The sequence below is a fragment of the Microbacterium sp. RURRCA19A genome (genome assembly GCF_900156455.1).
Taxonomy (GTDB): Bacteria; Actinomycetota; Actinomycetes; order Actinomycetales; family Microbacteriaceae; genus Microbacterium.
The window spans coordinates 660,421-685,658 of record NZ_FTNQ01000001.1; the positions used below are offsets into that span (position 1 = coordinate 660,421).

Sequence of the window (25,238 nt, forward strand, 5' to 3'; positions counted from 1 at the left end):
TGCGGTGCCGCGTCGCGTGGGCCGCGAGTCCCTCGCGAAGGCGCGTCGGGCCGCGGTCGGGGCGGGGGAAACGCCTCAGTCGGCGGCGTCGAGACGCCCCGTGAACGGGGCGAGCCCGTCGCGCAACGCGACGAGCGCGCTCTCGTCGATGCCGACCCGCTCCATGATCCGCGCGGGCACCTCGAGGGCGCGTTCCCGCAACGCGCGGCCGTCATCGGTCAGCTCGATGTCCAGGACGCGCTCGTCGTCGACGCGACGCGTACGCCGCACCCTCCCCTGCGCTTCGAGCCGCTTGACCAACGGAGAGAGCGTCGCGGGCTCCATCGCGAGCTCCCCGGCCAGTGCGCCGAGCGATCGGGGCGCCCGCTCCCAGAGCGCGAGCATCACGAGGTATTGGGGATGCGTGAGACCGAGCGGCTCGAGAACCGGGCGGTAGATCGACACCACGTTGCGCGCGGCGGTGACGAGCGCGAAGCACACCTGGTTCTCCAAACGCAGCGGATCGTCCACGCACCCTCCTCGAATACTTAGTACACTAATTATCATGGCACACAGGGATGCCGACCGACCCCCGCTGCGCGAACGCGTGCGGGCTGCCGGCGGGTGGTACCAGTACATCAACTCGCGTCTGATCCGCGTCGCCGGTCCCGCATCGGTCGGTCCGTACGAGACGACGCCCGAACCGGTGCGCACCGCGCGCCCCTGCCCCCTGTGCGGTCACCCGATGTCGGAGCACAGCGTCGACCGGTCGGGGCCGAAGCCCCTTCTGCACTGCCCGTGAGACCGGGCACAAGGCCGAGGCCCCGCGAGTGGCCGGAGCACCGCCCGTCAGGCGAGCTGCGGTCGCCCGTCGGCGTCCAGGGGCCAGCCGGGGTTGACCGCGACCTCCCACGGATGACCGTCCGGATCCACGAACACCCCCGAGTATCCGCCCCACGGGGTCGGCGCGCCCGAGCGCCCCAGCGTCGCGCCGGCCGCCACCGCGTCGGCGAGGATGCCGTCGACCTCGCGCGGCGTGCCGACGTTGTGCGCGAGAGTGACGCCACCCCACCCTCCACCGTCCGGGACGGCCGAATCGGAGGCGAGCTCCTCGCGACCCCAGATCGCCACGACCATTCCGCCGACGTCGAAGAACGCGACCTCACGGTCGACCGAGTCGACGTGCCGACGCCAACCGAGACGCTCGTAGAACTCCAGCGACCGCTCCAGGTCCGCCACGCCGAGCGTGACCAGCGAGACTCTCTGCTCCATCGGACTCCCCGGCTCAGGCGTGGCCGGCGCGCTCCATGGCGCGCAGTTCCTTCTTGAGGTCCTGCACCTCGTCGCGCAGACGTCCCGCGAGCTCGAACTTCAACTCGCTCGCCGCCGCGAGCATCTGCTGCGTGAGGTCGGCGATCGTGGACTCGAGCTGATCGGCGCCCTCCGCGGCGATCCCCGTCCGCCGCAGCTGCGGTGTCGGCGACTTGCCCTTGCCCGCCTTGTCGTTGCGGGACAGCAGATTCCGCGTGTCCGATGCCTCGCGGGCCAGGACCTCGGTGATGTCGGCGATCTTCTTGCGCAACGGCTGCGGGTCGATGCCGTTCGCCTTGTTGTAGGCGACCTGCTTCTCTCGGCGCCGCTCCGTCTCCTCGATCGCGTTCCGCATCGAGTCGGTCATCTTGTCGGCGTACATGTGCACCTCGCCCGACACGTTACGGGCCGCACGGCCGATCGTCTGGATGAGCGACGTCCCACTGCGGAGGAACCCCTCCTTGTCGGCATCCAGGATCGCGACGAGCGACACCTCGGGAAGGTCGAGGCCTTCCCGCAACAGGTTGATGCCGACGAGGACGTCGTACACGCCCGCGCGCAGCTCGGTGAGCAGCTCGACGCGGCGGAGCGTGTCGACGTCGGAGTGCAGGTAGCGCACGCGCACCCCGTGCTCGCCGAGGAAGTCGGTGAGCTCCTCCGCCATCTTCTTGGTCAGCGTGGTGACCAGCACTCGTTCGTCGCGCTCGACGCGCAGCCGGATCTGCTCGAGCAGATCGTCGATCTGCCCCTTCGACGGCTTCACGACGATCTCGGGGTCGACGAGGCCCGTCGGGCGGATGATCTGCTCGACCACGCCGTCCGCGATACCCATCTCGTAGCGGCCGGGCGTGGCCGACAGGTACACCGTCTGACCGATCCGATTCTTGAACTCGTCCCACCGCAGCGGACGGTTGTCCATCGCGCTCGGGAGACGGAAGCCGTGCTCGACGAGCGTCCGCTTGCGCGAGGCGTCGCCCTCGTACATCGCGCCGATCTGCGGGACCGTCACGTGCGACTCGTCGATGACGAGCAGGAAGTCGTCGGGGAAGAAGTCGAGCAGGGTGTGCGGCGGATCGCCCGCGTTGCGCCCGTCGAGGTGGCGGGAGTAGTTCTCGATTCCCGAGCAGAAGCCCAGCTGCTGCAGCATCTCGAGGTCGAACGTCGTACGCATCCGCAGACGCTGAGCTTCGAGCAGCTTGTTCTGCGACTCGAGCTCCTTCAGCCGCTCGGCGAGCTCGTGCTCGATCGTGCCGATCGCGCGCTGCACGGTGTCGGTGCCTGCGACGTAGTGGGATGCCGGGAAGATCGGCACGGAGTCCATCTTCTGCACCACATCTCCCGTGAGCGGGTGCAGCATGTACAGCGCTTCGATCTCATCGCCGAACATCTCGATGCGGATCGCGTACTCCTCGTACACCGGAATGATCTCGATCGTGTCGCCGCGCACGCGGAAGTTGCCGCGCGAGAAATCGACGTCGTTGCGGTTGTACTGCATCGCGATGAACTTACGGATGAGGGCGTCGCGGTCGTACCTCTCCCCCACCTGCAACGCGACCATGGCCCGCAGGTACTCCTCGGGCGCACCGAGGCCGTAGATGCACGAGACCGTCGAGACCACGACCACGTCGCGACGCGACAGCAGGGAGTTCGTGGTGGAGTGGCGGAGGCGCTCCACCTCCGCATTGATCGAGGAATCCTTCTCGATGAACGTATCCGTCTGCGGGACGTACGCCTCGGGCTGGTAGTAGTCGTAGTACGACACGAAGTACTCGACGGCGTTGTGGGGCATCAATTCACGGAACTCGTTGGCCAGCTGCGCCGCGAGGGTCTTGTTGTGCGCGAGGACCAGCGTCGGCCGCTGCACCGCCTCGACCAGCCAGGCGGTCGTCGCGGACTTACCGGTACCGGTGGCACCGAGCAGCACGACGTCCGTCTCACCGGCGTTGATACGCGCGGCCAGATCGGCGATCGCCTGCGGCTGATCGCCGGACGGGGAGTACTCGCTGACGACCTCGAAGGGGCGGACGGAACGTGTGGCCTGCATGATTCCAGCGTAGGCGGGGCCTCCGACATCGGGGCGGCGAGCTGTTCGCCGTGCGCGAGCGCGCCGCGGCGGGTCAGCGCGCCGACACCCGTTCCCACAACTCGTCCACCTGGCGTCGCGTGGCATCCATGTCGCCGGCGGTGTCGATGACGACGTCCGCGAGTGCCAGCCGCTCGTCGTCACCGGCCTGGGCGGCGATCCGGGCGCGGGCGTCCGCTTCGGAGAGACCGCGCTGTTCGACCAACCTCCGCACCCGCATCTCGGCCGGGGCGTGGGCGACGGCGACGAGGTCCCATTCGCCCGTACCGCGCGACTCGGCGAGGAGCGGGACGTCGTACACGACCACGGCCCCAGGATCGGCGGACAGCGCCGCCCCGAATCGCCGCTGCGACTCCTCGCGCACGGCCGGATGGACCAGCGCGTTCAACGCGGCGAGCCTTTCGGGGTCGCCGAAGACCCGCGCGCCGAGCGCCGGTCGGTCGAGAGAGCCGTCGGGCGTCAGGACCTCGTCGCCGAACTCCGCGGCGATCGCGGCGAGTACGGGCGATCCGGGCGACTGGACCTCCCGCACGATGGCGTCCGCGTCCACGATCACCGCGCCCTTCTCAGCGAGCATGCGGGAGATCGTGGACTTTCCCGACGCGATTCCGCCGGTCAGCGCGAGAAGGGTCACCCGTCGAGGATGCCACAGCACGCGCGCAGGGGCCCCTCGGCATCCGGGGTGGTCTACGATTTCCCTCAAGGCCGCGTCCGCGCCTTCCGACCGGTTGGCGAGAGTGTCATCATGCCGAATCCCAACGTCGTGGTCGTCATCGAGGATGACGTCGACATCCGATCGCTCCTCACCGCGACCCTCGAACCGGAGGGTTTCGTCGTACACACGGCGGTCGACGGGCTGACCGGGATCGACACGGTGCGCCGCACCGACCCGGCGGTGACGACCCTCGACGTGAGCATGCCCGGCCTCGACGGCTTCGAGACCGCACGGCGCATCCGCGAGTTCAGCCGGACGCGCATCCTGATGGTGAGTGCCCGCGTGGATGCCACCGAGGAACGGCTGGCCCGCGAGGCCGGCGCCGACGACTACCTCACGAAACCGTTCCGCCCGCGAGAGCTCCGTGCGCGCGTGCACGCCCTCGTGGCCGCCCGGGACGAGGACTGATCGCGAGGACTTCAGCCCGAGGTGAGACCGAAGGGCTGTTCGCCCGTCGCTGCCGCGCGACTCGCGTTGGCATCGGCCCGGTCGACGAGGGTCGGACCGTCCGCCCCGTCGACCGAGGCGAGCGCCACACCGATCCCCACCACCGGCACGACGGAGGTCCCGAGGTCGGTGAGGTCCGCGACGACCCGCTCGTGCAGCACGCGGACGAGCCGACGCTGATCCACGGCGATCGACGTCGAGAACGCGACGGACAGGCCCGTGGCATCCGTCTCCCCCACGAGTGCCATCGTCGGAGCATGCCGACGCACGGATGCTCGGAACGCGCGCGCCATCTCCTCCGCCTCCTCCGGACCGAACGCGGTCGCCACGCGGCGCAGATCGTCGACCCGGATGCCGATGACGCACATGTCCTCGCCGGCCGCGCGGGCGCGGGCGACCAGGATCGTGACGACCGCGCCGAACGACTCGCGCAGCAGGACGCCGTTGCGGTCGACGACGAGCTGACGGGTCTCGGGGTTGCCGCGCAGAGCGGATTCGCTGGTCCGGAGAACGGAGGTGACCACGACGGCGGCGACGACCAGCGACATCGTCAGGAAGGCCGAGACGCTCGTGCCGAAGTACGTCAGGAACACCGGGCTGTCCGGTCCCTGCGCGACGAAGACGATCGTGCGGACGAAGAACCAGATCGCTTCGATCGCCAGGACCGTCGTCAACGCCGCCGCGCTCCATCGTCGTCCGATGGCGCCGCGCCGCGTTTCGATCGCCCCGAGCACCGCGAACAGCGCATTGGCGAGGAACAGCGGCACCGCTCCCGCCCAGTCCCCCGCCGCGGGACCGTCGACGAGTGCGAGCACCACGACCGCCACCAGAGCCACCGCGGTGATGATGACCGGGATCCTCAGCGGCCGGCCGTTGAAGGCCACGCTGCCCAACCAGATGAACGAGGTCGCCGCGACGAAGGCGCCGTTGCCCAGCGCGAGGGCGATGAACGCTCCGGGAACGGAGATCCAGACCAGGTAGCAGACCGAGGACAGAACCCCGGCCAGGAACGCCGTCGCCCATAGCCGACCCGGGAGCGCGTCGCGCAGCATGAGCGTGTCGAGCAGGTACATCACCGCCGACACCAGGATCACCAGGGACGACGCTGTCTGCAGGCTCAGGACGTCGAAGACCATGGCGCGGCTCCTTCCTTCTGAGGCAGACGCACGGTGAAGACGGACCCTGCCCCCGGCTCGGTCATCATCGCGATGTCGCCGCCGTGGGCGCGCGCGATGTCGCGGCTGATCGCCAGGCCCAGTCCGCTGCCGTGAACGCTCGAGTTCCGCACGGCATCCGCGCGGAAGAAGCGCTCGAAGATGCGGCCCTGCTCGCTGGGAGAGATCCCGGGCCCGTCGTCGGCGACGGTGACGAGCACGGTGTCGGCCTCGCGCCCGACGGACACCACCACGACACCGCCGCGGGTGTTGTACTTCACCGCGTTGGACAGCAGGTTGTCGACGACCTGGCGCAGACGGTGGGCATCGACGAACGCGGGGCACGAACGCACGCCGGACGCGTCGATCCGGATGCCGTGCGCCACCGCGCGCGGCGCCACCGAGGTCACGGCGCTCTCGACGATGTCGGCGACGTCCGTCTCGGCCTTTTCGAGCGCGAATCCGATGCCGTGCCGCGAAGCCGCGGACATCGCCAGGATGTCGGCGACGAGCTCGCGCAGGCGGCTCGCATTGCGCTCCGCGATCTCGAGCTGTTCCCGCGTCGTGTCCGCAAGGTCGTCGTCGTCGAGAGCGAGCTCGAGGTAGCCGATGATCGAGGTCAGCGGCGTCCGCAACTCGTGCGAGACGCTGGCCACCAAGTCTTCGCGGGCGCGGAGCGCCAGTTCCTCGGTCGTGACGTCGCGGGAGACGACGACGCTCCCCGGGCCGACACCGTCGCGGGCCGGGAGATGACGTGCCGTCACGCTCAGGGCGCGGCGATCGTCGCCGGGGGTCCCGAACCAGACGAGCTCGCCCTCGAACGACTCGCCGGCGCGGGCGCGGGCGAACGGCGTCTCGTCCGTGCCGAGCGGCGTGATGCCGTCAGCCGCGTACGCCCGGGTCGCGGATCCGAGGCTCCCGGCACCGGCCTGCAACCGCGCGTGCGCCTCGTTGCTCACCGAGTACTCGCCGTCGGCCGTGATGCGGATGACACCGAAGTCCACCGCGTCCAGAACCTCGGTGACCAGGTCCTCCTGCCGACGCGAGCGCTCGAGGGAACGCCGCAGCTCGGCCGACTGCTTCTCGAGCAACGATCGCTGCGCACGGGTGCGCGTGGCCGCGAAATGCGACATGGTCGCCAGCGCCGCGAGCGTGAACGGCAGGACAAAGGTCGACGCGGCGACGCGCTGCATCTCGTCGAACGCCTGGTAGGTGATGATCGCCGACACGGCGGCCGTCACACCGACGACCCCCCGGACGCCGAACGCCGATCCGATCCAGATCGCGGGAAACGCCCAGAGCAGACCGACGCCTGCGACCGGAGCGCTCTCGCGCATCAGCCCGATCGCCGCCACGTCCACGACGGGAGCGAGGAGAACCAGCCACGGCGGCAGATCATCGCGCGGCGAGAGGACGACGATCGCCGCGCAGACGAAGATCATTCCGGCGCCCGCGACGAACAGGCTGACATCCTGAATCTGCCCGAGCACGAGAGTGACGGCGACGGCGAGCACCGTGGCAGCGGCCTGCAGCAGCTGGCTGGTCAGCAGGCTGCGGTGAAGACCGAGCCGCTCGCTCGGCGACGAGCCGGACATGGCCTCGACCCTAGCGCGCACGGCCCCCGCACGCATGGTGCCCACGCGGCGCATGCCGCGACGCGGCTTCCGTCGTCCGACCCGGCGGCGGGTGGGCCGCGCCGCGGACGTCAGAAGCCGAAGTCGCCTCCGAAATCGCCCCCGAAATCTCCGAACCCGGCGGCGTCGGACACCCCCGGATCGTCGAACGATGCCGCGTCGCCACCGTCCGCCGCCATGCCGTCCTCGAAGCCCGCGGCATAGCCGGGGTCGAAGAGCGATCCGACGAGCGCGGACCCGATCACGTATCCTCCGATCGTGCCGAGCATGGAGGCGCCGAGCATCGACCCGAACCCCGGCCCGCCCACGCCGCCGCCGAACGAGCGCCCCCCGAACGTGCGTTCCATGAAGCCCGGCCGGGTGTACTCGGCCCGTGTCGCCGCGCGGGCGAGCGACGCTGGGTCGTCGCCGACCGGACGCTCCGATGCGGGCAGCCCGGACGAGAGCTCCTGGAGGACCTGCTGCCGCTGACCCGGCGTCAACCGCGCGAACGCCTCCGCGTGGACCTGCTCGACGGTCTCGGGCGGCGCCGTCCGAAGGAGATACCGATACCGTTCGAGCGCCCGCGCGTCGTCACCCGCCGGCACGGATGCCGGGCCTGCGGTCCCGGGCGGGGGCGGCGGGGAATAGCGACCGTCCACGTCGCGGAAACCGCTCGCCGACGACGGCGGCTGCGGCGGAACAGACGGGCGGCGCTGGTCCTCGCCGCCGCCGAAGAGTCGATCGAGGAAACCCATGAGTGCCTCCGGTGTCTGGGGACATCACGCTAAGTCCGCCGGCTTTGAGTCTCCTGTGTCGCGGGAGGCTCAGCCGCGCCGAGCGAACGCTTCGCTCGTCCAACGTGCGAACAGGTCCCACGGGTCGTCCACGCCTGCGGAGAGCGAGTCGATGTGCGTGTCGAGGGCCTCGCTGAGGGCGAACCACTCCGACCCGCCCAGCCGCTCGGCGGCGAACTGCGCGTGTCGGCGCTTCTCGACCGACCGGTCGCCCTGTTCGAACGCGAGGAGCTCATCGTGGCGGATCGCCCGAAGTCGCTGCCGGGGCTGAGCGCTCGTGCCGATCTTCACGCGATCTCGGAACCGCAGGTAATAGACCACGTCGACACGGGGTGGGGGCAGCTCACCGTCCACGGGCTCGCCGTGGCGCCATTCGCACACGGCGCAGAGCCATCCGCTCGGCCAGCGAACACCCCACCGTGAACCGCACAACAGGCACGGCGTCGGCAGGACGTCGGCGACTCCGTCGCGGCGTCCCACCCATTCCGCGGCGACGATCAGGTGTTCCTGGCACATACGGAGTGGAGCATCCGGCGCAGCGACGGCACCGCACGCGGGCACGAGGCAGAGGGCCTGTTCGCTCATGCCCGAAGCGTAGGCGAGACCCCCGACACGAGCTCCCGGTCAGCCCTCCGTCGGCTCCGGCGCCTGGAGCCGCAGGAAGAGGCCGGCGTAGGGTCCCAGTTCGAGCGCGAAGCTCTGCAGCTCGTCGACGCGTCCCACGACGTCGCCCGTCGCGGCATCCACCGCGGTGCTCTGCGGAACCAGCCACTCCGAACGCACCGTCCCCTCGATGCTCTCGCCCGAGAAGTTGAGCACGGTGATCTGCAGGAGCGCATCCTCCCGACGGCGATCGCCGCCGTCGAGGCGATGGACCATGACGAGCATGCTGGGATGCCCCACCTGCGGGATGTCGACCTGGGAGGCCACGGCGATCTCGTTCTCGCTCCTGATCCGGAGGATGTCGCGGAGCCCGGCGAGGAAGGACTCCGGATCGGCCTGCTGACGGGCGAGGGATCCGTACAGCGACCGGGCGCGCGGCATCCCCGAGGCGGAGGTCGACGCCTCCGGAGCCACGTCGAGCAGGTCGTGAGCTCCCCGTTCGATCCAGCGTGTGTCACCGGAGGAGATGAGGTGATGGACATCCGCCGCCGGGACGGTGAGCGACCCCGTGAGGTCCCAACCGGAGAGGGCGAAGACACCGGGCTGCCACGAGTTGTACTTCGCCAGCAGCAGATGCGCGTCGCGGATCGCGGGGACGTCGGATTCGGTGATGTCGTCGAGCGTCGCCTTGCCCTGCGTCGCGGCGATGAGGGACGCCGTCGTGCAGGCGATGCCGTTCTGCGTGAAGACGAGGTTGTAGTCCGCGTCGACGGTGAGGGACTGCGTGAGCTCGCCGCGCACGGTCTCGGCGATCTCCGCGCCCGTCGACTCGCCGTGGCGGAACGGGTAGACGGTGTCGCGGTGAGTCGTGGCCCAGTGGACCAGCTCGTACGTCAGCTCGTCGTGGTTCTGCATGCCGTGGACCAACTGCGCGGGCTCGACACCGGTCTCCAACGCTGTGGTGAGCGCGAGCCGCAGGAACTCCGTGTTGGCCGTCGCGAGGGCGTGCTGATAGCCGGGACGCGTGACGAAGTCATAGGACAGATCCGCGCCCACAGCCCCCGTGTCGCGGATGTCCTCCATCGTGAGGTTCAACTCCTGGAAGGTGAAGCCGCCCACCTTGCGCACCATCCCCGCGATGATGTGGTTCGCGGCGTGCGAGAGCGGATGGCCTTCCGACCATGCCGGCAGTCCCTCCGCGCTCTTCTCGACTCCGAGGAACCCGTTCGCATCCAGCCGCAACGCACTCGTGCCGAGGTCACCGAGGGAGTGGAGCGCGTCGCCGATCACCAGACGCATGCCCGCGAAGGTGGGGTCCAGCCAGTTGATGGACGGCTGGCCCTCCTTGAAGTAGTGCAGGTACACCCAGCGGCGTTCGAGTCCGTCCGTGCCGACCACCGGCGCCGTGGCACTCCAGTTGGTCTCCTTGACCCCGGGCGTATAGAAGATCACGCGCTGCAGCTCGCCGATGATGTAGCCGCGGGCGCTCAGTTCGCGCTCCGTGTCGGCATCGAGGTTCACCGAGTCCCGACCGGCCGGGACCTCCGGGAGAAGGCCCCAATCCTCGCGGGGGATCTCGACCATGTGGTAGATCCCTGGGTAGTCCTTGTAGGCCATCTCCGCGAGACGGAAGTCCGCGCCCTTACCGGTGTGGCCGGGCACGATGTCGTCGATCACGCTGCCGCCGTGCGCCTCGGCAACGTCGGCCATGCGGCGGAAGGCGTTCTCATCACCGAACTCGGGATCGATCTGGGTACTGATGCGGTCGAAGTGCCCGTCGACGCTGGGGGTCTCCTGCCATCCGCTGATTCCCCCCGCCCGCTTGACGGGTCCGGTGTGGATGCCGTTGATCCCGACCCACTCGAAGGCCTCCCACAGCGCCTCGTCGCCGAGGGCGTCCAGGAAGGACTCCCCCGGTCGCGCCATGAGCGAGATCGGGTAGGCGGTGAACCACACATCCGTGGACTCGATCGCCCGCCGCGCATCCGGACGCGCGTAGGGATTGCGCCACATCGACGGCTGTCCCGAGAGCTGGCGGCTGAGCACGTCGGCATCTTTGAGCATCGACTGCCGGACGAGCCACTCGACGTACGACGGATTGCCGCCGTTCGCGTTACGCGGATCCGTGAGGAACCGACGCAGCGTCCCCCCACGGAACTGGTCGCGCGGACGCAGACGGCGAGGGCGCGCAGGATACCGCTGTTCGTCGTAGCTGATCTCGGCCACCGGCTCCCCGGCCTCGTCGCCCGTGATGCTGCTGTCGATACCGTCCTCCGGCGTCCGTGCTGTCGTCAGCTCGTCGGCGTCGTCCACTCGCGACCTCCTCATGTCGTCGTACCGACGCTAGTCGGGATGCACGACATCGTGGTGAGGGATTGACCCGGATCCGCGCGAACCTCGCCTCACGAGACGCGGGGCGGGCGCAGTGCCGCCCACGCGAGCATCGCGGCGATCGCGCACATCGCGATCACGGAGCCCACGAACCACGTCCACCCGATCGTCGTGAAGACCCCTCCGAGCAACCACCCGAAGAGGCTGGACCCGCCGTAGTAGCCGAGGTAGTACAACGAGGATGCCTGTGCACGCGCGTCCGGCTCCGCCGCGACCGGCGTCCACCCGGATGCCACCGAGTGCGCGGCGAAGAAGCCCGCCGTGAACACGACGAGACCCACGATGACCACGATCGTCGACGGCACCGCCATGAGCGCTGCACCGACCGCAGTGATCGCGACCGAGGCCAGGAGCACCGGGAAGCGTCCGCGCCGGACGGCGACGGCGCCCGCGCGAGGCGAGGACACGGTCCCGGCCAGGTAGGCCAGGAAGAGGAGCGTCACGACCGCGGGCGAGAGCGCGAACGGAGGTTCGGTGAGGTGGAACCCGAGGTAGTTGTACACCGCCACGAAGGCCCCCATCAGCAGGAATCCTTGCGCGTAGAGCGCCAACTGGGTCGGCGACCGGAGGTTGACGCGCAGACGCGACATCACCGACTGTCCCGGACGGGCACGCATCCGGCCCGGAACGAACCCGCGCGCGGCGGGGACGAGGAGCAGGAATATCGCGGCCGCGACCGCGCACAGAAGAATCACGGATGCCACGCCCCACCGCCATCCCGCGACCTCACCGATCGGGCCCGAGACGAGCCGCCCGCTGAGGCCTCCCACGGTCGTACCCGCGATGTAGGCCCCCGCCGCCGCAGCGACATGTCGTGGGGCGACCTCTTCACTCAGGTAGGCGAGTGCGACCGCGGGCACGGCCCCCAAGGAGGCTCCCTCGAGCAGACGCAGCGCGAGGAGGACGGTGATGTCCTGAGAGAACGCCGCCGCCGCACCCAACAGGGTCGCGGCGATCACTCCCCACGCCATGGCGGGGACACGGCCCAGCCGATCCGCGACGAGCGACCACGGCAGGACCGCCACCGCCAGACCGAGAGTGGAGGCGGAAACGGTCAGCGCCGCCGTCGCGGGGTCGCTCCCGGTGTCCGCGGCGATCTGCGGGAGCAGGGCCTGCGTCGCGTAGAGCTGCGCGAACGTCGCCACGCCCCCGAAGAACAGCCCCACGAGAAGTCGGCGGTAGTCACGGCTTCCAGGTACATGTCCTTGAAACCCACTCACGCACCGACCCTATCCGTTGCTCGAACGGCGCCCACCAACGCAAAAGGCGTCGATCTCGCCTCGAAAGAGGTTCGATCGACGCCTGGAGCAACGAATTGTGTCCGTATATGCGAAATGGCCACCCAGCGTTGGGTGGCCATTTCGTCTTAGAAGAAGTCCGGCGGTGTCCTACTCTCCCACAGGGTCCCCCCTGCAGTACCATCGGCGCTGAGAGGCTTAGCTTCCGGGTTCGGAATGTAACCGGGCGTTTCCCTCTCGCTATGGCCGCCGAAACACTATTGATGTTTCAAAAACCAACAACGATCATGTCATTGTTGCGTTCCCGACCGTACATCGAGAACCACTCAGTGGACGCAAGCACCAAAAACGGTGTGTTATCAAGTCATCGGCTTATTAGTACCGGTCAGCTTCACGTATTACTACGCTTCCACATCCGGCCTATCAACCCAGTAGTCTGGCTGGGAGCCTCTCACCATAAATGGTATGGAAGTCTCATCTTGAGGCCGGCTTCCCGCTTAGATGCTTTCAGCGGTTATCCATCCCGAACGTAGCTAATCAGCGGTGCTCCTGGCGGAACAACTGACACACCAGAGGTTCGTCCAACCCGGTCCTCTCGTACTAGGGTCAGATCCTCTCAAACTTCCTACGCGCGCAGCGGATAGGGACCGAACTGTCTCACGACGTTCTAAACCCAGCTCGCGTACCGCTTTAATGGGCGAACAGCCCAACCCTTGGGACCTACTCCAGCCCCAGGATGCGACGAGCCGACATCGAGGTGCCAAACCATGCCGTCGATATGGACTCTTGGGCAAGATCAGCCTGTTATCCCCGAGGTACCTTTTATCCGTTGAGCGACAGCGCTTCCACAAGCCACTGCCGGATCACTAGTCCCGACTTTCGTCCCTGCTCGACCTGTCAGTCTCACAGTCAAGCTCCCTTGTGCACTTACACTCGCCACCTGATTGCCAACCAGGTTGAGGGAACCTTTGGGCGCCTCCGTTACATTTTGGGAGGCAACCGCCCCAGTTAAACTACCCACCAGGCACTGTCCCTGAACCGGATCACGGTCCTAAGTTAGATATCCAGAGTGACCAGAGTGGTATTTCAACAATGACTCCACGAACACTGGCGTGTCCGCTTCACAGTCTCCCACCTATCCTACACAAGCCACACCGAACACCAATACCAAGCTGTAGTAAAGGTCACGGGGTCTTTCCGTCCTGCTGCGCGTAACGAGCATCTTTACTCGTAATGCAATTTCGCCGAGTTCGCGGTTGAGACAGTTGGGAAGTCGTTACGCCATTCGTGCAGGTCGGAACTTACCCGACAAGGAATTTCGCTACCTTAGGATGGTTATAGTTACCACCGCCGTTTACTGGGGCTTAAATTCTCAGCTTCGCCTTGCGGCTAACCGGTCCTCTTAACCTTCCAGCACCGGGCAGGCGTCAGTCCGTATACATCGTCTTGCGACTTGGCACGGACCTGTGTTTTTAGTAAACAGTCGCTACCCACTAGTCTCTGCGGCCACCACACCCTTTCGGAGCAAGTCCTAATAAGTGGATGGCCCCCCTTCTCCCGAAGTTACGGGGGCATTTTGCCGAGTTCCTTAACCACGATTCTCTCGATCTCCTTGGTATTCTCTACCTGACCACCTGAGTCGGTTTGGGGTACGGGCAGCTAGAACCTCGCGTCGATGCTTTTCTCGGCAGCATAGGATCACCCACTTTTTATCCGCATCGTGTCTCAGCCTGTAAGAGTGACGGATTTGCCTATCACTCGGCCTACGCACTTGCACCAGGACTACCATCGCCTGGCTTGGGCTACCTTCCTGCGTCACACCTGTTAATACGCTAGCCGCACCAGCATGGGGTCGAGCGTTCACACAGACAACCATCACCCCGAAGGGATCCGGAAAATTCTGAGCTAGGACTCTTAGCACCACTGGATTAGCTTGGGCGGTTCTTCGCCGGTACGGGAATATCAACCCGTTGTCCATCGACTACGCCTGTCGGCCTCGCCTTAGGTCCCGACTTACCCAGGGAAGATTAGCTTGACCCTGGAACCCTTGGTCTTTCGGAGGACGTGTTTCTCACACGTCTTTCGCTACTCATGCCTGCATTCTCACTCGTGTCGCGTCCACGGCTGGGTCACCCCGCCGCTTCACTCGCGACACGACGCTCTCCTACCCATCAACACGGCTGGACCACGAAGGCCTACCAAAAATGTCAATGCCACAACTTCGGTGGCGTGCTTGAGCCCCGTTACATTGTCGGCGCGGAATCACTTGACCAGTGAGCTATTACGCACTCTTTCAAGGGTGGCTGCTTCTAAGCCAACCTCCTGGTTGTCTAAGCAACTCCACATCCTTTCCCACTTAGCACGCGCTTAGGGACCTTAGATGGTGGTCTGGGTTGTTTCCCTCTCGACTATGAAGCTTATCCCCCACAGTCTCACTGCTGCGCTCTCACTTACCGGCATTCGGAGTTTGGCTGACGTCAGTAACCTTGTAGGGCCCATCGGCCATCCAGTAGCTCTACCTCCGGCAAGAAACACGCAACGCTGCACCTAAATGCATTTCGGAGAGAACCAGCTATCACGAAGTTTGATTGGCCTTTCACCCCTATCCACAGCTCATCCCCTCAGTTTTCAACCTAAGTGGGTTCGGTCCTCCACGACGTCTTACCGTCGCTTCAACCTGGCCATGGATAGATCACTTCGCTTCGGGTCTAGGACACGCGACTGAATCGCCCTATTCAGACTCGCTTTCGCTACGGCTACCCCACACGGGTTAACCTCGCCACGTATCGCTAACTCGCAGGCTCATTCTTCAAAAGGCACGCTGTCACACCTACCAGGGGTGCTCCAACGGTTTGTAAGCAAACGGTTTCAGGTACTATTTCACTCCCCTCCCGGGGTACTTTTCACCTTTCCCTCACGGTACTTGTCCGCTATCGGTCATCTGGGAGTATTTAGGCTTATCAGGTGGTCCTGACAGATTCACACGGGATTTCTCGGGCCCCGTGCTACTTGGGATACTCTTCACGCCAAGAACAGGCATTTCGACTACGGGGTTCGCACCCTCTATGACCGGCCATTCAAAACCGTTCGTCTATACCCTCTTGTCACGTCGACTGCTCGGCAGAACAATCAGAAAAGTCCCACAACCCCCAACATGCAACGCCTGCCGGCTATCACACACGCTAGGTTTAGCCTCTTCCGGTTTCGCTCGCCACTACTCACGGAATCGCTGTTGCTTTCTCTTCCTGTGGGTACTGAGATGTTTCACTTCCCCACGTTCCCTCTACCCGCCCTATATATTCAGGCGGGAGTCACCAGGTACGCACGCGCCCTGGCGGGGTTTCCCCATTCGGACACCCTCGGATCAAAACTCGCTTATCAGTTCCCCGAGGCTTATCGCAGATTGCTACGTCCTTCTTCGGCTCCAGATGCCAAGGCATCCACCGTTTGCTCTTAAAGACTTGAAATCACATGAGTTGAATCGTCAAAAAATTGACTAATGATCTTTAAGATCATCTACACCACACAACCCCGAAAGGTTGCATGGAAGATGCTCGCGTCCACTGTGTAGTTCTCAAAGTACGGGCGGTACCCCTCCCCCACACCCACCAACCGGCAAGCGCAAGAAGAGGCCCACGAGGAACAGCCACCAACCACAAGCCCAAAGACCCGCAATCAGCGCCCGGCCCCTCAGGACCCAACAGCGTGCATGTATCAGAAACTCCGACCCGAACCGTTCCAGTGGAAAACCACGTACTAAACCCGGAAACCTCGTCCCCGACACCCCATCAAATGTTCCACCCATGAGCTAACCGGCAGACACATTCGGTCTGATCCGGCGCCTGGACACCCACGATTCGAAAACCCCGGATGCCAGATGCTCCTTAGAAAGGAGGTGATCCAGCCGCACCTTCCGGTACGGCTACCTTGTTACGACTTAGTCCTAATTACCGATCCCACCTTCGACGGCTCCCTCCACAAGGGTTGGGCCACCGGCTTCAGGTGTTACCGACTTTCATGACTTGACGGGCGGTGTGTACAAGACCCGGGAACGTATTCACCGCAGCGTTGCTGATCTGCGATTACTAGCGACTCCGACTTCATGAGGTCGAGTTGCAGACCTCAATCCGAACTGGGACCGGCTTTTTGGGATTCGCTCCACCTCACGGTATTGCAGCCCTTTGTACCGGCCATTGTAGCATGCGTGAAGCCCAAGACATAAGGGGCATGATGATTTGACGTCATCCCCACCTTCCTCCGAGTTGACCCCGGCAGTATCCCATGAGTTCCCACCATTACGTGCTGGCAACATAGAACGAGGGTTGCGCTCGTTGCGGGACTTAACCCAACATCTCACGACACGAGCTGACGACAACCATGCACCACCTGTTCACCAGTGTCCAAAGAGTCCCGTATTTCTACGGTGTTCTGGTGTATGTCAAGCCTTGGTAAGGTTCTTCGCGTTGCATCGAATTAATCCGCATGCTCCGCCGCTTGTGCGGGTCCCCGTCAATTCCTTTGAGTTTTAGCCTTGCGGCCGTACTCCCCAGGCGGGGAACTTAATGCGTTAGCTGCGTCACGGAAACCGTGGAATGGTCCCCACAACTAGTTCCCAACGTTTACGGGGTGGACTACCAGGGTATCTAAGCCTGTTTGCTCCCCACCCTTTCGCTCCTCAGCGTCAGTTACGGCCCAGAGATCTGCCTTCGCCATCGGTGTTCCTCCTGATATCTGCGCATTCCACCGCTACACCAGGAATTCCAATCTCCCCTACCGCACTCTAGTCTGCCCGTACCCACTGCAGGCCCGAGGTTGAGCCTCGGGATTTCACAGCAGACGCGACAAACCGCCTACGAGCTCTTTACGCCCAATAATTCCGGATAACGCTTGCGCCCTACGTATTACCGCGGCTGCTGGCACGTAGTTAGCCGGCGCTTTTTCTGCAGGTACCGTCACTCTCGCTTCTTCCCTGCTAAAAGAGGTTTACAACCCGAAGGCCGTCATCCCTCACGCGGCGTTGCTGCATCAGGCTTCCGCCCATTGTGCAATATTCCCCACTGCTGCCTCCCGTAGGAGTCTGGGCCGTGTCTCAGTCCCAGTGTGGCCGGTCACCCTCTCAGGCCGGCTACCCGTCGACGCCTTGGTGAGCCATTACCTCACCAACAAGCTGATAGGCCGCGAGCCCATCCCAGACCGAAAAATCTTTCCAACCCCCACCATGCGGAAGAGGCTCATATCCAGTATTAGACGCCGTTTCCAGCGCTTATCCCAGAGTCCAGGGCAGGTTGCTCACGTGTTACTCACCCGTTCGCCACTGATCCACCAAGCAAGCTTGGCTTCACCGTTCGACTTGCATGTGTTAAGCACGCCGCCAGCGTTCATCCTGAGCCAGGATCAAACTCTCCGTAAAAGAAAAATGCCCACCCAACCGGAATAAAGTCGGGACAAGCGAGTTCAATCTGACCAAACAGGAAGTCAAAACTGACTATCCAGATGCCAACCCCCGAAAGAGTTGGACTTTGATCCAAAGGAATTTCTCGCAATCCGAAAAACGGACCGACGAGGAATAAATTGGCATTTGACAAGTGCACGCTGTTGAGTTCTCAAGGAACGGACGCACCCACAGAACCAGTCCCTAGACCGTAACCGTGAGGCAGTTCACTTCTATATGTGCCACCGCGCTACAAATCACACGAGAATCCGAGGATTCGGTCATGGAAGACAAGCGCCGAGTGGCAGAATCCGATGTTAGACCTTCAAGCCGAAGCTTGCAAGTTCTGATCTGGGTTGTTCACCGCTTGAGAGGACGCGGGGCCTTCCGGCCGCTCCGCTCTCCCCTGTGGGGCGAACAAGTAATAAGTTACGCGGATCCGGCCCACCCGTCCAATCCACACCGCACCCCGGGCGTGTCGCACCCCAGAATCCGCGGAAAAACGCGGAACTACGGCGTTCGAGCCGCACGCGGCCGTCTGGCCCTCCTGAGGGTCAGATTCGCGAGGGGATCGACGCCTGCGGGGCCGCGGCATCCATCGATCCCCCGGTGAACTCGATGCCACCGAAGAAGATCACCCCGAAGACCAGCACGTATACGAACGCGATCGCGAGGAAGAGCACGGCGGAGCCGGCGAGAGCGAGGAGGAGCGGGAGTCGCGACATCATGCCCTCATCATCCAGAAGACAGGCGTCGGGTGAGGGGGGCTTGCGCAAGAACGACCGAAGGCCGGCACCTCCGCAGAGGTACCGGCCTTCGGTGAGGACGAGAGGATCAGCGACCGCTGAGCTTCTCCCGCAGTGCGGCGAGGGACTCGTCGTCCGCGAGGGTGCCCTGGGCGGGCGACTCGGACGAGAAGGATCCACCGAACGAACCCGAGTCGATCGGGTTGGCAGCCTCGGCCTCGAGGGCCTTGGCGACGGCGGCCTTGTGAGCCTCCCAACGACCCTGTGCAGCGGCGTACTCCTGCTCCCACGCCTCGCGCTGGGTGTCGAAGCCCTCGAGCCAGGCACCCGACTCGGGGTCGAAGCCCTCGGGGTACTTGTACTCGCCACGCTCGTCGTACTCCGTGACCATGCCGTACAGGGCAGGGTCGAACTCGGTGCCGTTGGGGTCGACCGACTCGTTGGCCTGCTTGAGCGACAGCGAGATGCGGCGACGCTCGAGATCGATGTCGATGATCTTGACGAAGACCTCTTCGCCGACCGACACGACCTGCTCGGCGAGCTCGACGTGCTTGCCCGACAGCTCGGAGATGTGCACGAGGCCCTCGATGCCGTCCGCCACACGGACGAAGGCACCGAACGGAACGAGCTTGGTGACCTTGCCCGGAGCGATCTGACCGATCGCGTGGGTACGGGCGAACACCTGCCACGGGTCTTCCTGGGTGGCCTTGAGCGAGAGCGACACGCGCTCGCGGTCGAGGTCGACCTCGAGGATCTCGACGGTGACCTCCTGGCCCACCTCGACGACCTCGGAGGCGTGCTCGATGTGCTTCCAGGAGAGCTCGGAGACGTGGACGAGACCGTCCACGCCGCCCAGGTCGACGAACGCACCGAAGTTGACGATCGACGAGACCGTGCCCTTGCGGACCTGACCCTTGTGGAGGTTGTTGAGGAACGTGGTGCGCGACTCGGACTGCGTCTGCTCGAGCAGGGCGCGGCGCGAGAGCACGACGTTGTTGCGGTTCTTGTCGAGTTCGAGGATCTTCGCCTCGATCTCCTGGCCGAGGTACGGCGTGAGGTCGCGGACACGGCGGAGCTCGATGAGCGAAGCCGGCAGGAAGCCACGGAGACCGATGTCGACGATGAGACCGCCCTTGACGACCTCGATCACGGAGCCGGTGACCACACCGTCGTTCTCCTTGATCTTCTCGACGTCGCCCCACGCGCGCTCGTACTGTGCGCGCTTCTTGGACAGGATCAGACGGCCTTCCTTGTCCTCCTTCTGGAGAACGAGGGCCTCGACGTGATCGCCGACGTTGACGACCTCGTTCGGGTCGACGTCGTGCTTGATCGAAAGCTCACGCGAGGGGATGACACCCTCGGTCTTGTAACCGACGTCGAGGAGGACCTCGTCGCGGTCGATCTTCACCACGGTGCCCTCGATGAGGTCGCCGTCGTTGAAGAACTTCAGGGTCTTTTCGACCGCGGCCAGGAAGTCTTCAGCAGAGCCGATGTCGTTGATCGCGACCTGCTTGATGGCCGGGGCGGTCGTTGCGGTAGTCATGTAGTGGGTTGTCCTAGTTGGATTGGTGTCGGGCTTCGACTCTTACGACGCGACCCGGGAGGATCCCGCCGGCCGGGGCACCCCCGCCCGAGGGCGAACGGATGCCGCGAGCCGAAGCGAAGCGGAGTTTTTTCGTGCGATGCCACTGGGCCGGAGCCCAGGCGTGCGGAACGAGCCACACGAGTGACACTCGAGGTTACCAGAATCAGGGGCCTGTTCGCGGGGCGACGCCGCGCTCCCGGATCAGCCCGCCGAGCCCGTCGTCGCCGTCGGAGCCGATCGGGGTCAGAACTCCTCCGCGGTGGTTCCGTCCCGGCGGCGGAAAGGTCACGGATCAGCCCTTTTCCTGCCCCCGGAAATGCCTCACCGCCCAGGTTCCGTCCAGACTGGCGTGCCAGGCTCCCCGTTTCGTGCCCGCTTCCCGCGGACCGGACGTGCGATACCCGCGCCGTCCTCCCGACACGAAACCGGTTTTATGCGCTCTGATTCGACGCCCTCCCCCAACCGCCGCGACCGTCGTCTGGCCTCCCGCCGGACACGACGCCGCCCCGCACTGACCGCCGGCGTCCTCGCCGTCGGAGTGCTCGCCACCGTGGCCCTCACGGGCACCGCTCCCGTGGCATCCGCCGCCCCCGCCGGCGACCTGTCGTCGGCCTCCTTCCGTCTCGCGAGCTTCTCCGCGCCCAGCGAGGCCGCGGCTCCCGAGGCCGTCGCCGCGCGCGCCGCGGTGACCGCCGCCGGCACCGTCTCCGATGCCGCCACCGCGGTGCAGAACGACATCGCGGCATCCGGACTGGACATCGGCCGGCCCGCGAGCGTCGACACCACCGAACTCACCGCCGCGACCCGGCGACTCACGGACGCCGAGACGCTCCCCGCGACGTTCCTTCCGGAGCTCACGGATCGCGTGACCGCCGCGACCTCCACGGTCAGCGAACGCGTCGCCGCACTGCGGGGCGCCCTCGACGCCGCCGTGGCCGAGAAGCAGGCGGAAGAAGCCGCCGAGAAGGCGCGCCAAGAGGCCGAGGCCGCCGCGCAGGCGAAGGCCGAACAGGAGGCCGCTGCGGCGTCGTCGTCGAGTGCTTCGGCGCCGATCGTCACCTCCGGCGGAGGCTCGGGCGACAACAGCGTCGGCGGCGCGCAGGCGACCGCCCGCGGCATGCTCGCCGGCTTCGGGTGGGGCGACGACCAGTTCTCGTGCCTCGTATCGCTGTGGAACAAGGAATCCGGCTGGAACGTCCGCGCGTATAACGCCGGAAGCGGCGCCTACGGCATCCCGCAGGCCCTCCCCGGCAGCAAGATGGGCTCGGCCGGCGCCGACTGGGAGACCAACGCCGCCACCCAGATCTCCTGGGGTCTCGGCTACATCTCGGGCCGCTACGGCGACCCGTGCGGCGCCTGGGGCCACTCGCAGTCCACCGGCTGGTACTGACCCCCGAAGAATCACGAAGCGCCGTGCCGGAATGATCCGGCACGGCGCTTCGTGGTTCGGTCAGCGGCCCGCTCGGCGCGCGATCATCCCCGCGAGCAGCGCGTGGGACAGCGGACCGATCGACAAGACCATCAGAATCGTGCCGAAGACGGCCTGTTCCGCGTGCAGGAGGATGCCGCCCACGAGGAGCCCCGTGAAGAGGACCGCGGAGACGACCCGACGGATCATCCGCTCGAGGTCGCGCAGGCGACGCTCGACCCGCGGGACCTGCGCGGAGACACCGCCCTCCTCGACCCGCGAGATGAGCGCGTCGAGCCGACGCGGAAGGCGAGCAGTCAGCGCGGCGACCGAGGCGGCCTCGCGCGCGAGCGCTTGGACGGTGTTGCCGCTCTCCTCGCGGATGAGTCGCTGCGCGTAGGGCTCGACGGCATCCCAGATGTTGAAGGCCGGGTCCAACGCGCTGCACATCCCGCTCGTGAGGGACATCGCCCGGACGATGAGCAGGAAGTTCTCGGGCAACTGGAACGGGAGCGCCCGGACCACGTCCCCGAACTCCACCGCGAAGGCGCGGAACTCCCGAGGATCGACCTCCTGCAGCTCGGCGAAACCCATTCCACCGAAGCGCGAGAAGAGCTGCGTCATCGCCCGCTCGAGGGCGATCGTGTCCGCCGACGGGAGCAGCACACCCACATCGCGGATGCCGTCGACGAGGCCCTTGCCGTCGCGCGACGCCGCGGCGATCAGCACGCGCCGCAGACCCCGACGAAGGTTCGGGGGAACCTCCCCCATCATCCCGAAATCGATGAAGGTGAACCGCCAGGCCGGGGAGCCGGTATCCGTGGATCCGGGGAGCGGGGTCACGAAGACATTGCCCGGGTGCGGATCGGCGTGGAAGAAGCCGTCGTCGAACAGCTGGTCGAACATGACGGCGGCGAACCTCGCCGCGACCTCGGACGGATCGATGCCCGCCGCGCGGAGCGCCGCGACGTCGTTGATCTTGATCGCGGTGACGTCCTGCAGGGTCAGCAATCGCCGCGTGGTCCGTTCCCAGACGACCTCGGGTACGGCCACCCCTCCTTCGCCGCCGAAGTCCTCGGCGAAGCGTTCGGAGCTCGCCGCCTCGTGGAGGTAGTCGATCTCCTCCAGGCTCGTGGCGGCGAACTCCTCGACGAGCGCGGGCATGTCGACACGGTCGCGGACCAGAGCCACCCGACTCAGCCACCCGCCGACCTTGCGGAGCGCCCGCAGATCGACGTCGACGATCCGGTCGATGCCGGGGCGCTGGATCTTCACCACCACATCGCGCAGCCCGGTGTCGTCGGCCAGCGCATCGGTGAGGACGGCGCGATGCGCCTGCCCGAGCGACGCCGCCGCGAGCGGCCGCTCGTCGATCGATGCGAAGGCCCTCGCCAACGGCATCCCGAGTTCTTCCTCGGCGCGCGCCCGCATCTGGGCGAACGGCACCGAGGGGACTTCGTCCTGCAGCCCCTCGAGCTCTTTCGTGATGATGGGCGGCAGGACGTCGAGGCGCGACGACATGAACTGTCCGACCTTGATCATCAGACCGCCGAGATCGATCGCCAGCGCGTGGAAGCGCCGCGCGATGATCTGGAGCCGGCGCGTCCGGCCCCGGGCGGAGATCCGCTCGAGGCCGAGCCGCGGCAGGAACAGCTCGTACCACCACGCCTGGACGAGGTAGCGCGCGGCGAACCGCGTGATGCGCCGGTAGCGGGCGCGCATGAGGGCGTCGTCGGTCATCGGATCTCCGGGATGCCGATGCCCCCACGAACCGTCGGGCTCGGGCACCCTCAGCTCTGGGCGAGGATGGAGTAGAGCTTACGGCGGGCCTCGTCGAGGATCTCGACCGCCTGCGCGACCTGCTCCTTGTCGCCCGTGCGGGCCACCTGAGCAGCCGCCTGGGCCAGCTCGACACCGGCCTTGGGCAACGCCGTCATCCGGCCGCTGTCACGCGTGGTCGCCGATTCCCATGGCGCGGTGCGCTCGGTGGTCTCGTCGCCGGCGGCGGCGCGCCCCTCGTCGGTGAGCGAATACGTCTTGCGGCCGCCCGACTCCTCGGCGCGCACCAGGCCCTCGTCCGTCAGCAACTGGAGAGTGGGGTACACCGAGCCGGGGCTCGGCTTCCACGAGCCGCCGCTGCGCTCCTCGATCTCACGGATGATCTGGTAGCCGTGCATGGGCTGCTCCAGCAGCAGCGACAGCACGGCGGAGCGCACGTCGCCCTTGTTCATCCGCGAACCGCCCGACGTCTTCTGCTCGAACTGCGCGCGGAGCTGCTCCATCGCGTCGAGGATGTTCGACATCGGCCAGCCCTGGCCGGCGGTACCGCGAGCGCCGAAGGCGTCGCCCAGGAACGAACCACTCATGATGACCTCCCGAAAAGCGGGGCTCCGGATGAGCCCGGCGATATATAACGATATATCGCTGGGGAGGGTTCGGGCTGGGAGTTCGCGATCAATACCAGTCGGTCGCCTGCGAGTGGCTCCACGCGCTGCACGGGGTTCCGTAGCCGCGGGAGATGTAGTCGAGGCCCCACTTGATCTGGGTCGCCGCGTTGGTCTGCCAGTCGTCACCGAACGTGGCCATCTTGCTCCCCGGCAGCGACTGAGGGATACCCGTGGCCCCGCTCGGGTTGTAGGCCTGGTAGTTCCATCCGGACTCCTTCGTCCACAGCGACACCAGGCACGAGAACTGGTCGGAGCCCCAGCCGTACTGATCGGCGGCGTAGGACTGGGCGAACTCCTTCGCACCCTCCGGCGTGTTCACGCGAGCGAGAGCCTCCGCGGCTTCCTTCTGCCGCTGCGCCTCCGCCGCCGCGGCCGCCTCGGCCTGACGCTGCGCTTCGGCCGCGGCGTCCGCGGCGGCCTTGGCGGCCACGGCGTCGTTCAGGCTCCCCCGCAGGACCGCCACCCGCTCCGCCACGCGCTGAGCCTCCGTGCTGGCGTTCTGGCTCAGGGCCGGCACGAGCACGACGGGGAGGAGATCCGAGGAGGACAGCCGGTCGGTCGCGGTCTGCAGCGCCGCCGTGTCCACCGACGCGTCGCCGACGGCGAGCGGAAGGCCGGCGGCCTGGATGTCGGATTCGACCGTGGCCGCGTCCTTCAGAGTCGTCTGAGCACGGGTGAGCGCGGCGTCCGCGTCACCGACCACGCCCTCGAGCGTGGGGGCCGTGACGACGGACTGCGCCGCACGGAAGGCGGGCGCGGAGAACGAGGATGCCGCGGCGTCGGGCAGCGAGACGGGCGCGGCGGCGGCGACACCCGTCAGGGTGACGATCCCCAGCGCCACGCCGGCGCAGGTGGCGGCGGTGGCGAGGGTGCGGCGTGCGCGGCGGACATGGGTGAGCTTGAGATCGGAACGCAGCAAAACGTGAAGAGTCTTTCGTCATCGGGCGCGGCTCGTCGGGTACGAGCGCGAGATCGTGCCGTCGGGTCGGCACAGGTCCCCGAGTGTGAGTGGCCCTTCTGGACGTTATCTATTCGTTACCTGGGAGGGTCGTGAAAGCCGCCGTCTCGAACGGGGGCATGCGGTCGCGCGGTGACGGCGGCGAGGACCCTGCTCGGCGGCGCGCCCATCGGTCTCGCGGAATTCCCTGCTGAACTGGTATTTATCGCGGACGCCGCTCGCGTACGGGTCGCGCGACGACCGGCGCGACACCGGTCGAGTGATCCCCGACGACCAGACGGGTCGACCCGGCGAGAAAAATCCTCGCGAATCGACCCGTCTGTGACGCGGCC

Annotated in this window: 18 protein-coding genes and 3 rRNA genes; 3 read left to right on the top strand and 18 right to left on the bottom strand. The window is 66.1% G+C overall.

Annotated features, from left to right (window positions below):
- Nucleotides 1–75: 75 nt before the first annotated feature.
- Nucleotides 76–510 (bottom strand): MarR family winged helix-turn-helix transcriptional regulator, encoded by a 435-nt coding sequence (locus BW982_RS03195; RefSeq protein ID WP_254845512.1) that lies wholly within the window; start codon nucleotides 508–510, stop codon nucleotides 76–78.
- 34 nt (nucleotides 511–544) lie between these two features.
- Between BW982_RS03195 and BW982_RS03200 the strand changes: the two genes are divergently transcribed.
- Nucleotides 545–781 carry a hypothetical protein gene (locus BW982_RS03200; protein ID WP_076490624.1) on the top strand — a complete coding sequence of 79 codons (237 nt, stop codon included), beginning with the start codon at nucleotides 545–547 and terminating at the stop codon, nucleotides 779–781.
- 47 nt (nucleotides 782–828) lie between these two features.
- On the opposite strand, the gene BW982_RS03205 is transcribed toward BW982_RS03200, so the two are convergent.
- The 3 genes from BW982_RS03205 to coaE all read right to left on the bottom strand — a co-directional run bounded on the left by BW982_RS03205 (nucleotide 829) and on the right by coaE (nucleotide 4,007).
- On the bottom strand, nucleotides 829–1,251 hold the full coding sequence (locus tag BW982_RS03205) for a VOC family protein (RefSeq protein ID WP_076490625.1): 423 nt from the start codon (nucleotides 1,249–1,251) through the stop codon (nucleotides 829–831).
- A 13-nt stretch (nucleotides 1,252–1,264) separates the two neighbouring features.
- Nucleotides 1,265–3,334 (bottom strand): excinuclease ABC subunit UvrB, encoded by a 2,070-nt coding sequence (gene uvrB / locus BW982_RS03210; RefSeq protein ID WP_076490626.1) that lies wholly within the window; start codon nucleotides 3,332–3,334, stop codon nucleotides 1,265–1,267.
- A 73-nt stretch (nucleotides 3,335–3,407) separates the two neighbouring features.
- The gene (coaE, locus tag BW982_RS03215) at nucleotides 3,408–4,007 is read right to left on the bottom strand and encodes a dephospho-CoA kinase (RefSeq protein ID WP_076490627.1); all 600 of its coding nucleotides are present in this window, start codon (nucleotides 4,005–4,007) and stop codon (nucleotides 3,408–3,410) included.
- A 111-nt stretch (nucleotides 4,008–4,118) separates the two neighbouring features.
- On the opposite strand from coaE, the gene BW982_RS03220 reads away from it, so the two are divergent.
- On the top strand, nucleotides 4,119–4,496 hold the full coding sequence (locus BW982_RS03220; protein WP_076490628.1) for a response regulator transcription factor: 378 nt from the start codon (nucleotides 4,119–4,121) through the stop codon (nucleotides 4,494–4,496).
- 11 nt (nucleotides 4,497–4,507) lie between these two features.
- Here BW982_RS03220 and BW982_RS03225 read toward each other — a convergent pair whose 3' ends face one another.
- The 11 genes from BW982_RS03225 to rpsA all read right to left on the bottom strand — a co-directional run bounded on the left by BW982_RS03225 (nucleotide 4,508) and on the right by rpsA (nucleotide 20,051).
- On the bottom strand, nucleotides 4,508–5,671 hold the full coding sequence (locus tag BW982_RS03225; RefSeq protein ID WP_076490629.1) for a hypothetical protein: 1,164 nt from the start codon (nucleotides 5,669–5,671) through the stop codon (nucleotides 4,508–4,510).
- Nucleotides 5,653–7,284, bottom strand: a complete 1,632-nt coding sequence (locus BW982_RS03230; protein ID WP_076490630.1) for a sensor histidine kinase — start codon at nucleotides 7,282–7,284, stop codon at nucleotides 5,653–5,655. Before BW982_RS03230 ends, BW982_RS03225 begins: the two co-directional genes overlap by 19 nt.
- Before the next feature lie 110 nt (nucleotides 7,285–7,394).
- Nucleotides 7,395–8,060, bottom strand: coding sequence for a hypothetical protein (locus BW982_RS03235; protein WP_076490631.1), 666 nt, complete (start codon nucleotides 8,058–8,060; stop codon nucleotides 7,395–7,397).
- A 69-nt stretch (nucleotides 8,061–8,129) separates the two neighbouring features.
- Entirely contained in the window at nucleotides 8,130–8,684 is a 555-nt protein-coding gene (locus BW982_RS03240; protein WP_076490632.1) for a GIY-YIG nuclease family protein, read from the bottom strand.
- Between the two features lie 39 nt (nucleotides 8,685–8,723).
- On the bottom strand, nucleotides 8,724–11,030 hold the full coding sequence (treS, locus tag BW982_RS03245) for a maltose alpha-D-glucosyltransferase (protein ID WP_254845513.1): 2,307 nt from the start codon (nucleotides 11,028–11,030) through the stop codon (nucleotides 8,724–8,726).
- Between the two features lie 74 nt (nucleotides 11,031–11,104).
- Nucleotides 11,105–12,313, bottom strand: coding sequence for an MFS transporter (locus tag BW982_RS03250; RefSeq protein ID WP_076490633.1), 1,209 nt, complete (start codon nucleotides 12,311–12,313; stop codon nucleotides 11,105–11,107).
- 155 nt (nucleotides 12,314–12,468) lie between these two features.
- Nucleotides 12,469–12,585: ribosomal RNA gene (gene rrf / locus BW982_RS03255) — 5S ribosomal RNA — on the bottom strand.
- 101 nt (nucleotides 12,586–12,686) lie between these two features.
- Nucleotides 12,687–15,798: ribosomal RNA gene (locus BW982_RS03260) — 23S ribosomal RNA — on the bottom strand.
- Nucleotides 15,799–16,219: 421 nt separating this feature from the next.
- Nucleotides 16,220–17,741, bottom strand: a 16S ribosomal RNA gene (locus BW982_RS03265).
- Together the 16S, 23S and 5S rRNA genes form the textbook arrangement of a ribosomal RNA operon.
- A gap of 575 nt (nucleotides 17,742–18,316) precedes the next feature.
- Nucleotides 18,317–18,490: a hypothetical protein gene (locus tag BW982_RS18095; protein WP_175611015.1), complete on the bottom strand. Its 174-nt coding sequence runs from the start codon at nucleotides 18,488–18,490 to the stop codon at nucleotides 18,317–18,319.
- A gap of 106 nt (nucleotides 18,491–18,596) precedes the next feature.
- Nucleotides 18,597–20,051, bottom strand: coding sequence for a 30S ribosomal protein S1 (gene rpsA, locus BW982_RS03270; protein WP_076490634.1), 1,455 nt, complete (start codon nucleotides 20,049–20,051; stop codon nucleotides 18,597–18,599).
- 475 nt (nucleotides 20,052–20,526) lie between these two features.
- Between rpsA and BW982_RS03275 the strand changes: the two genes are divergently transcribed.
- A complete protein-coding gene (locus BW982_RS03275) occupies nucleotides 20,527–21,483 on the top strand; it encodes an aggregation-promoting factor C-terminal-like domain-containing protein (protein WP_175611016.1) in 957 nt (318 codons plus the stop codon).
- Nucleotides 21,484–21,543: 60 nt separating this feature from the next.
- Here BW982_RS03275 and BW982_RS03280 read toward each other — a convergent pair whose 3' ends face one another.
- The 3 genes from BW982_RS03280 to BW982_RS03290 form a co-directional block, all read right to left on the bottom strand.
- Entirely contained in the window at nucleotides 21,544–23,241 is a 1,698-nt protein-coding gene (locus BW982_RS03280; RefSeq protein ID WP_076490635.1) for an ABC1 kinase family protein, read from the bottom strand.
- Between the two features lie 50 nt (nucleotides 23,242–23,291).
- Nucleotides 23,292–23,867 (bottom strand): PadR family transcriptional regulator, encoded by a 576-nt coding sequence (locus tag BW982_RS03285; RefSeq protein ID WP_076490636.1) that lies wholly within the window; start codon nucleotides 23,865–23,867, stop codon nucleotides 23,292–23,294.
- An 88-nt stretch (nucleotides 23,868–23,955) separates the two neighbouring features.
- Nucleotides 23,956–24,867 carry an aggregation-promoting factor C-terminal-like domain-containing protein gene (locus BW982_RS03290; protein ID WP_083696493.1) on the bottom strand — a complete coding sequence of 304 codons (912 nt, stop codon included), beginning with the start codon at nucleotides 24,865–24,867 and terminating at the stop codon, nucleotides 23,956–23,958.
- Nucleotides 24,868–25,238: the final 371 nt, after the last annotated feature.

Excerpts from the sequence above, each read along its gene's own strand:
- BW982_RS03205 (WP_076490625.1), bottom strand. The coding sequence starts at position 1,251 with ATGGAGCAGAGAGTCTCGCTGGTCACGCTCGGCGTGGCGGACCTGGAG.
- BW982_RS03235 (WP_076490631.1), bottom strand. The coding sequence starts at position 8,060 with ATGGGTTTCCTCGATCGACTCTTCGGCGGCGGCGAGGACCAGCGCCGC.
- BW982_RS03200 (WP_076490624.1), top strand. The coding sequence starts at position 545 with ATGGCACACAGGGATGCCGACCGACCCCCGCTGCGCGAACGCGTGCGG.
- BW982_RS03285 (WP_076490636.1), bottom strand. The coding sequence starts at position 23,867 with ATGAGTGGTTCGTTCCTGGGCGACGCCTTCGGCGCTCGCGGTACCGCC.
- BW982_RS03240 (WP_076490632.1), bottom strand. The coding sequence starts at position 8,684 with ATGAGCGAACAGGCCCTCTGCCTCGTGCCCGCGTGCGGTGCCGTCGCT.
- BW982_RS03230 (WP_076490630.1), bottom strand. The coding sequence starts at position 7,284 with ATGTCCGGCTCGTCGCCGAGCGAGCGGCTCGGTCTTCACCGCAGCCTG.
- uvrB (WP_076490626.1), bottom strand. The coding sequence starts at position 3,334 with ATGCAGGCCACACGTTCCGTCCGCCCCTTCGAGGTCGTCAGCGAGTAC.
- BW982_RS03225 (WP_076490629.1), bottom strand. The coding sequence starts at position 5,671 with ATGGTCTTCGACGTCCTGAGCCTGCAGACAGCGTCGTCCCTGGTGATC.
- BW982_RS18095 (WP_175611015.1), bottom strand. The coding sequence starts at position 18,490 with ATGATGTCGCGACTCCCGCTCCTCCTCGCTCTCGCCGGCTCCGCCGTG.
- BW982_RS03280 (WP_076490635.1), bottom strand. The coding sequence starts at position 23,241 with ATGACCGACGACGCCCTCATGCGCGCCCGCTACCGGCGCATCACGCGG.
- BW982_RS03275 (WP_175611016.1), top strand. The coding sequence starts at position 20,527 with ATGCGCTCTGATTCGACGCCCTCCCCCAACCGCCGCGACCGTCGTCTG.
- rpsA (WP_076490634.1), bottom strand. The coding sequence starts at position 20,051 with ATGACTACCGCAACGACCGCCCCGGCCATCAAGCAGGTCGCGATCAAC.
- BW982_RS03220 (WP_076490628.1), top strand. The coding sequence starts at position 4,119 with ATGCCGAATCCCAACGTCGTGGTCGTCATCGAGGATGACGTCGACATC.
- treS (WP_254845513.1), bottom strand. The coding sequence starts at position 11,030 with ATGAGGAGGTCGCGAGTGGACGACGCCGACGAGCTGACGACAGCACGG.